This is a genomic window from Serratia sp. 506_PEND (assembly GCF_001076875.1).
Taxonomy (GTDB): Bacteria; Pseudomonadota; Gammaproteobacteria; order Enterobacterales; family Enterobacteriaceae; genus Serratia; species Serratia marcescens.
Genome location: NZ_JVEL01000054.1, coordinates 1 through 3,231 on the forward strand (window position 1 = coordinate 1; position 3,231 = coordinate 3,231).

Below are 3,231 nucleotides of genomic sequence, written 5' to 3' on the forward strand. Positions count from 1 at the left end.
TGCGGCAGCGAGCGGCCGAAGTCCGGCATGGCGCGGATCAGCGCCTGGGTGTAAGGGTGGTGCGGCGCCGCCAGCAGTTCTTCGCACTGGGCGCTCTCCACCGTTTGCCCGCAGTACAGCACGTTCACCCGATCGGCCCACTTGCTCATCATCTGCAGGTCGTGGCTGATCAGCAGAATGGTGGTGTTGTTGTTCTGGTTGAGGCGCGCCAACAGGCGGAAAATCTGCGCCTGCGTGGTCGGTTCCATGGCGTTGGTCGGCTCATCGGCGATCAGCAGGCGCGGTTGGTTGGCCAGCGCGATGGCGATCATCACTTTCTGGCACTCGCCTTCCGTCAGCTCGTACGGGAAGCTGCCCATGATGTCGTCATGATCCTTGATGCCGACGCGGTGCAGCAACTCGATGGCGCGGCGTTTGCGCCAGTTGAAGCGCTGCCACCAGTGGCCCTTGTAGGTCCAGCCTGGGATGGCCTGCGCCAGCTGGCGGCCGATGCTCTCGGAAGGGTCGAGACAGGACTGCGGCTCCTGGAAGATCATTGAGACGTTGTGGCCCACCAGCTTGCGCCGCTCGCGCGGGCTCAGCTGCAGCAGATCGATGTCGTCGAAGCGGAAACGATCGGCGGTGACGCGCCAGTTGTCTTTGGTCACGCCGCAGATGGCTTTGGCGATCAGACTCTTGCCGGAGCCCGATTCGCCCACCAGGCCGCGCACCTCGCCCTCGGTCAGCGTCATGCTGACGCGATCGACCGCCTTGACCGGCCCTTCGGCGGTCATAAATTCAATCGTCAGATTGCGGATATCGAGTAACGGCATTATTCCACCCCAGCATTGATTGCGCGGCGCATACCGTCGCCCAACAGGTTAACCAGCAGCACGCTGACGAGGATGGCCGCGCCGGGCAGCATCACCGTCCAGGGCGCGACGTACACCAGCTCGAGCGAATCGCCGAGCATCGCTCCCCATTCAGGAGAAGGCAACTGCGCGCCGAGATCGAGGAAGCCGAGCGCGGCGATATCCAAAATAGCCATCGACAGCGCGCGGGTGAATTCGGTCACCAGCACCGCCGCGATGTTCGGCATGACCGCATACCACAGGATCTGCAGCGTGGAAGCGCCGTCAAGCCGCGCCGCCACCACGTACTCTTTCTCCAGCTCATCGTGCACCGCGCTGTAGATGGTGCGCACCATGCGCGGCAGCAGAGCCAGCCACACCGCCAGCATGGCGTGTTCCAGTTTGGGGCCGATAAACGCCACCACCACGATCGCCAGCAGCAGCGACGGAATCGACAGCAGGGTATCGAGAATGTGGTTAAGCACCGCCGAGCGCAGCCCGTGGGTGACGCCGGCGAACACGCCGAGGATCACCCCGCAGAATGCCGCGGCCAGCGTCACCGCCAGCGCGGAACCGAAGGTGGCGGCGGTGCCGGTCAACAGGCGGCTGAGGATGTCGCGCCCGAGATCGTCGGTGCCGAGAAAGAACGACACGTTGCCGTAGCGCGACCAGGACGGCGGCAGCAGTTGATAGCCGAGGAACTGCTGATCCAGCGCATAGGGCGCCAGCAGGCTGCCGAACAGCGACAGCAGCAGCAGGGCGATCACGCCGTAAAAACCGATCATCGCCAGCGCATCGCCGTAGAAAATCCGCCAGGTGTAGCGCAGCGGGCTCGGCATCTTTTTCTCGCGGTATACGTTATCGAAGGGCATACCATTCCTTATGTTTCAGCGGGTTGGTTGCCGCACCCAGAATGTCGGCCAGAACGTTAATGGTGATCACCAGCGTGCCGACCACCATCACGCCGGCGGAGATCGCCGCATAGTCCTGCTGGCGAATGGCGTTGATCAGCCACCGGCCGAGGCCCGGCCAGCTGAACACCACTTCGGTGATCATCGCCAGCGTGAGCATGGTGGAGAACTGCAGCCCCAGCTTGGGCACGATCGGCGGCAGCGCATTGTGCAACACGTGGCGGCGGATGATGGTGAAGCGCGACAGGCCGCGGGTGGCGGCGGCCTTGATGTAGTTTTGGCTCAGCACGTCGTCGGTGCTGATGCGCATCAGGCGCACCACTTCGGTGGTGGGCGCCACCGCCAGCGCGGCGATCGGCAGGATCATGTGGCGCAGCGCGCTGCCGATCATCTCGGCGCGGTACGGCGAGTCCGACAGCCAGGCGTCGATCAGCGCGAAACCGGTGATGGGTTTCACCTGATACAGCAGATCGAAACGGCCGGAAACCGGCAGCCAGCCCAGATGCAACGAGAAGAACAGCATCAGCAGCAGCGCCAGCCAGAACACCGGCATCGAAAAGCCCAGCAGCGCGAAGGTGCTGATGGCGGTGTCCTGCCACTTGCCGCGCAGCACGCCGGCGATGATGCCCAGCGGAATGCCGATGAACAGCGCCAGGGCGAAGGCCAGCAGGCACAGTTCCATGGTGGCCGGGAACACTTCGCGCAGCTGTTCGCTGATCGCCTGGCCGTTGATGCTGGAGACGCCGAAGTCCCAGTGCAGCAGGCTGACGAAGTAGAACTGATAGGCGTCCAGCAGGGCGGCGCCGTTCAGCGGCGCGCGCGGCGTGAAATAGCTCAGGCTGAAGCTGACCAGCGTCAGGAAGAACAGCGTGATCAGCAGCAGCAGAATGCGGCGCAGGGTAAAGATAATCACTTTTTCACCTCCGGCGCGGATTCACGGTACACCCCGGCGAACGAGGCGTTGCCGAACGGGCTCAGCACCAATCCCTTGATGTCGTAACGATAGGCCTGCAGGCGCAGGGAAGACGCCAGCGGCAGCACCGGCAATTGCTGCTCGAGGATTTTCTGCGCCTTGCGGTAGTTGTCGATGCGCTGAGACAGCTGCTGCGACAGCAGCGCGTTCTGCAGCACTTCGTCAAAGCCCGGATCACACCAGTGAGCATAGTTGGTTTGCGAACGGATTGCCGCGCAGCTCAGCAGCGGCCGGAAGAAGCTGTCCGGATCGTTGCTGTCGGTGGCCCAGCCGGTCAGGGTCAGATCGTGGTTCATCTCCATCAGGCGCGCTTCCTGGAAACGGCCCTCCACCGGCACGATGGTGACGTTGATGCCCACCTGGCCGAGATCGGCCTGGATCAGTTCGGCGGTTTTCAGCGGGCTCGGGTTGTAAGACTGCGAGGCGGTCGGCACCCACAGCTTCAGGTTCAGCTGGCTGACGCCGGCCTGCCGCAGCATCTCGCGCGATTTGGCCGGATCGTACTCGGTGACGTGCG

The 3,231-nt window shown here is 63.6% G+C and carries 4 protein-coding genes; all 4 read right to left on the minus strand.

Features of this window, described 5'->3' with window-relative positions; translation table 11 throughout:
* A partial coding sequence (locus ADK28_RS01725; RefSeq protein ID WP_048794714.1) for an ATP-binding cassette domain-containing protein occupies positions 1 to 812 on the minus strand: 812 nt, incomplete at its 3' end.
* The gene (gene sapC / locus ADK28_RS01730) at positions 812 to 1,702 is read right to left on the minus strand and encodes a putrescine export ABC transporter permease SapC (RefSeq protein WP_004930580.1); all 891 of its coding nucleotides are present in this window, start codon (positions 1,700 to 1,702) and stop codon (positions 812 to 814) included. The genes ADK28_RS01725 and sapC, both read right to left, overlap by 1 nt.
* On the minus strand, positions 1,689 to 2,654 hold the full coding sequence (gene sapB, locus ADK28_RS01735) for a putrescine export ABC transporter permease SapB (RefSeq protein ID WP_004930575.1): 966 nt from the start codon (positions 2,652 to 2,654) through the stop codon (positions 1,689 to 1,691). The genes sapC and sapB overlap by 14 nt, the downstream gene beginning before the upstream one ends.
* Positions 2,651 to 3,231 (minus strand): ABC transporter substrate-binding protein (locus tag ADK28_RS01740; protein WP_048794715.1); only part of this gene is annotated, 581 nt, incomplete at its 5' end. The genes ADK28_RS01740 and sapB, both read right to left, overlap by 4 nt.

Excerpts from the sequence above, each read along its gene's own strand:
- sapC (WP_004930580.1), bottom strand. The coding sequence starts at position 1,702 with ATGCCCTTCGATAACGTATACCGCGAGAAAAAGATGCCGAGCCCGCTG.